The organism is Pseudomonas sp. ANT_J28, from assembly GCF_008370005.1.
In the GTDB taxonomy this organism is placed as follows: domain Bacteria; phylum Pseudomonadota; class Gammaproteobacteria; order Pseudomonadales; family Pseudomonadaceae; genus Aquipseudomonas; species Aquipseudomonas frigoris.
Genome location: NZ_VOBM01000087.1, coordinates 1 through 4,068, shown reverse-complemented (window position 1 = coordinate 4,068; position 4,068 = coordinate 1). Strand labels below are relative to the sequence as shown.

Sequence of the window (4,068 nt, the reverse complement as noted above, 5' to 3'; positions counted from 1 at the left end):
GATCGCGAAGCCATCGGCTGGGTCGCGAGCCCGACCGGGTACAGCGGCGATGATATCCGCGACTTGATGTTGGAAAGCGTGGAGAAGCGTTTTGGTGATCAACTGCCCGCCACGCCAGTTCAATGGCGAAGCGACAACGGCTCGGCGTACACCGCCGAACAGACACGCCTGTTTGCTCGACAGATCGGCTTGCAGCCGGTGACCACCCCGGTACGCAGCCCGCAGAGCAACGGCATGGCCGAGAGCTTCGTGAAGACGATCAAGCGAGATTACGTGGCGCACATGCCCAAGCCAGATCGAGAAACGGCGTTGCGTAACCTGGCAATTGCCTTCGAGCACTACAACGAGCAGCATCCGCACAGCGCCATGAACTATCGCTCACCGAGGGAGTTCAGGCGCTTGGCAGCGGCATCAAATTAACAGGGAGTTGGTGTCCGGTTTTGTAGGGGCAAGTCCACCCCGTGTCCTCTTGTTCGAAAGCTGAATGAAAGCAGTTGAACACTTAGGTCAGTTTTCAGTCGGTAGATCAGCCTTGACTAGGTCAGTTTTCGGTCAGCGGCAACACCCAGTGGTGTAGCTCGACGCATATCTGGCCAGGTACAACACCGCGCCCGCCATCTCACTCGGGTCCGCCACGCGTTTCAATGGAATCTGCGCCAGTGCGGTCTTCAAAATCGCGTCATTCTTCACCAGCGCCGACGCAAACTCGGTGTCGGTGAGTCCCGGCAGCAGGGAGTGCAGCGGATGCCGAACGGTGCGCACTCCTTGGCGAAGGCCTGGTCATGTTGATCACCGCAGCCTTGGTCATCGAGTAGATGCCCTGGAAGATCCCCGGCGAGATACCGTTGATCGAGGCCACGTTGATGATGCTGCCGCCGCCGTTATCGCGCATCAGCTTGCCGGCTTCCACCGACATTAAGAAGTAGCCGCGAATGTTTACGTCGACGGTTTTCTGGAAGGCGCTGAGGTCGGTGTCCAGCACGTTGCAGAATTGTGGGTTGGTCGCGGCGTTGTTGACCAGGATGTCCAGGCGCCCGAATTGTTCGCGGATGGCGGCGAAGACTTGGGTGATCTGTTCCATTTCGCCAAAATGGCAGGCGATGGCAGTGGCTTTGCCGCCGGCGGCGATGATCGCGTCGGCCACGTGTTGGCAGCCGTCGAGTTTGCGGCTCGAAACGATCACATGGGCGCCTTGCTGGGCCAGCAGTTTGGCGATGACTTCACCGATGCCACGGCTGGCGCCGGAGACGAAGCGATCTTGCCGTCGAGGTCGAACAACTGAGTCATGGACATGGTTTTTCCTTGTTGTATGCCAGGCGCCAGGTGCGCGATCAGAGGCTGGATTTCTGGATGACTTGCAGGCTCCTCTGCTCCAGCAGTTTGTTCATCTGAATGAACTGCGCGAATCGTTTGTCCTGGGTCTGACCATGGAAGAAGCGGTAGTAGATCTGCTGCACGATGCCAGCGAGGCGGAACAGCCCGCAGGTGAAGTAGAAGTCGAAATTGTCGATCTGGATCCCTGAGCGTTCGGCGTAATAATCGACGAATTCGCGGCGGGTCAGCATGCCCGGTGCGTGGCTCGGTTGGAGGCGCATCAGTTGTACCGGTGCCGGGTCGCCGGCCTCGATCCAGTAAGCGAGGGTGTTGCCCAAATCCATCAGCGGGTCGCCGAGGGTGGTCAGCTCCCAGTCGAGCACACCGATGATGTCCATCGGGTTGTTCGGGTCGAGGATCACGTTGTCGAAGCGATAGTCGTTGTGGATGATGCTCGTCGTCGGGTGGTCGGCCGGCATCTTGTCGTTGAGCCAGGCCTTGACTACATCCCACTGCGGCGCCTCGGGGGTCAGGGCATTCTCGTAGCGTTCGCTCCAGCCTTTGATCTGCCGTGCCACGTAGTCTTTGGGTTTGCCGAGATCGGCCAGGCCACAGGCCTTGTAGTCGACCCGGTGCAGCTCGACGAACTTGTCGATGAAGCTTTTGCACAAGGCTTCGGTTTTCGCCGAGTCCAGGCCCAGCTCCGGCGGCAGTTCCGAGCGCAGGATGATCCCGTTGACGCGCTCCATCACATAGAACTCGGCGCCAATCACCGATTCGTCGTTGCAGTGCAGGTAGGCCTTGGGGCAGTACGGGAAGCCATCCTTGAGCTGGTTGAGAATGCGGAATTCGCGCCCCATGTCGTGGGCGTACTTCGCCTTGTGGCCAAACGGCGGACGCCGCAGGACGAATTCCTGTTCGGGGTATTCCAGCAGGTAAGTCAGGTTCGATGCGCCGCCGGGAAACTGGCTGATCGCAAGTAAGCCGCTCAAGCCCGGAATATGGGCTTTGAGGTACGGATCGATCAGGCTGGCATCAAGTTCTTCGCCGGAGCGGATACGGGTGGACTGATCAGTAAGCGCCATGCTTATCCCTTCTGCTTATTTTAGAGGCCGGACATCATTGGCCAATCTAATGGTGAGACGGTAGTGCCACAAGCGCGGCACGGTCTTATTGGTTAGTGTGTTGCTGGATAATCAGCGTTCCTGATGTGTGAGAACCGGTGCGGCGGACTATGGTTCAGGGGATCCAGCGCTTCCAGGAAGGAGCTTTGAAATGGGCTGTCCGCAAGTGTGTGTCACCGCACCCCTGCAATGCAGCTTCGGCGCAGCGCTCGCCGTGCTCAATGTGTTGCCGGTGAATCGAACCCTGACCGGCGGCCAACATCATGGATTACATTCCGATGGCCAACGTCATGCCCTTTGGCGTGTGCATGAGCATGGCCAACCCGATATCATCAGGGTAAAGCTGGCGTCCAGTTGGCCAAGAGCCTCGTCGCCCCCATCAGCTGCCGCCTGATCCTCCAAGAGGCTTTCGAAACGCAGCCGCTTGATAATCATTTTGTCGTCGAGCACGAACGACAGCTTGTATTGCCACGCTAACGACAGCTGCGTTGCAACCTTGCCAATGCGCAAGTGGGTCGCGATCTCATCCATTGTCAGGTCTTGGCGTTTGCAGCGCACAATGCTTCCGTCCTCGTGGGTTTCCCGCAGTTCGCATTCGTCCAGGACGAAGAAGCCATCGGCGGCTTCCATCGTTTTCTTGCCCAGCATCCGTTGCAGTTCACTGATCTGCTTGAGCGCACCGCTCAGCTCGGACGCAGGCAGCACCGCTTCACCGGCACTGACCGCCGACAAGCTGCCGTCCTGATACAGCTTGCGCCACAGGAACAGTTGGTTGGCATTGATGCCGTTGCGCCGAGCCACCACCGAAACGCTTTGCCCTGGCTCGAGACTCTCGCGAACCATGGCCAGTTTTTGCTCTGGGCTCCAGCGGCAACGCCGCTCCTGACCCCAAAGCTCCCCACTCTTATCGTTGCTGTTAGTCATAAACATATTGCAGCTAACGCCCTATTGGGGTGTCCAGAATCATTGCGGCACAACACCCAATAATTTCAGGCCGCACCGGTATGCCTTCAGGCCCAACGCTTTCGCGCTTTTCTTCAGCGAGAGAGCCCTAGGCAAGGTAAATCGTACGCGTCGGACATTTGACATACTAATGTGTCGAAAAACTTTTGACCAGGAAAGTTTACGCGTGTAGATTTTCACATACCGAAACGTAAAATTTCGGGGTGACATCCATGGGTTATGACAATCCAACATAAACAGTGTGTTGCGGTTACTTGGCGATCTCAGGGTCGCCTAGGTAGGCAGGCACAAGTCTGATCGAGCACCTTCGTGCTCCTTCGCACTGGCCTGTCCGCGACTACGGCAACCGACCTGGAGGACTGATAAAAATGACAAGAAGCAGCAGAGTTGGAGGTTTTGGGGGGGAGCGCTTTCACAATCTCAAAGAGGCGTTCGAGTGTAATTTCTTTGATAGGGGGGAGGTGGGTGCCTCCTTTGCTGTTGTTGAGAAGGGGCGCTTGGTTGCAGCGTTTTGGGGGGGGCATAAATACGACTCTTCCTCTAAGGAAACTCTGAAAAAGACATCCAGATTTGGTGAAATACGCACCTCGCACAAACTGAGCGGTTGAACCCCGATGAAACAGATGTCCTTCGCCGATGCCGAATATGCCGGAAAACGTAAGCAGAC

At 57.3% G+C, this 4,068-nt stretch carries 2 protein-coding genes and 4 pseudogenes; 2 read left to right on the top strand and 4 right to left on the bottom strand.

All coding sequences use genetic code 11. The features are described from left to right. Nucleotides 1–420, top strand: a 420-nt coding sequence (locus tag FQ187_RS29655) for an integrase core domain-containing protein (RefSeq protein WP_149632202.1), incomplete at its 5' end; no start/stop codon positions are given. A gap of 132 nt (nucleotides 421–552) precedes the next feature. On the opposite strand, the pseudogene FQ187_RS29650 reads toward FQ187_RS29655, so the two are convergent. Further along, a pseudogene (locus tag FQ187_RS29650) lies at nucleotides 553–1,293 on the bottom strand (SDR family oxidoreductase). A gap of 38 nt (nucleotides 1,294–1,331) precedes the next feature. Further along, the gene (locus FQ187_RS29645) at nucleotides 1,332–2,399 is read right to left on the bottom strand and encodes a phosphotransferase family protein (RefSeq protein WP_149632201.1); all 1,068 of its coding nucleotides are present in this window, start codon (nucleotides 2,397–2,399) and stop codon (nucleotides 1,332–1,334) included. Nucleotides 2,400–2,589: 190 nt separating this feature from the next. Between FQ187_RS29645 and FQ187_RS29640 the strand changes: the two are divergent. Further along, a pseudogene (locus FQ187_RS29640) lies at nucleotides 2,590–2,767 on the top strand (PAAR-like protein); the annotation flags it as partial. On the opposite strand, the pseudogene rdgC reads toward FQ187_RS29640, so the two are convergent. Further along, nucleotides 2,766–3,071 (bottom strand): annotated as a pseudogene (rdgC, locus tag FQ187_RS30110) (recombination-associated protein RdgC); the annotation flags it as partial. The pseudogenes FQ187_RS29640 and rdgC overlap by 2 nt on opposite strands. Continuing rightward, nucleotides 3,063–3,362, bottom strand: a pseudogene (locus FQ187_RS30105) (transposase); the annotation flags it as partial. The pseudogenes FQ187_RS30105 and rdgC, both read right to left, overlap by 9 nt. Nucleotides 3,363–4,068: the final 706 nt, after the last annotated feature.

What these genes read in the sequence shown, in the direction of transcription:
- FQ187_RS29645 (WP_149632201.1), bottom strand. Translation starts at nt 2,399, where the DNA reads ATGGCGCTTACTGATCAGTCCACCCGTATCCGCTCCGGCGAAGAACTT.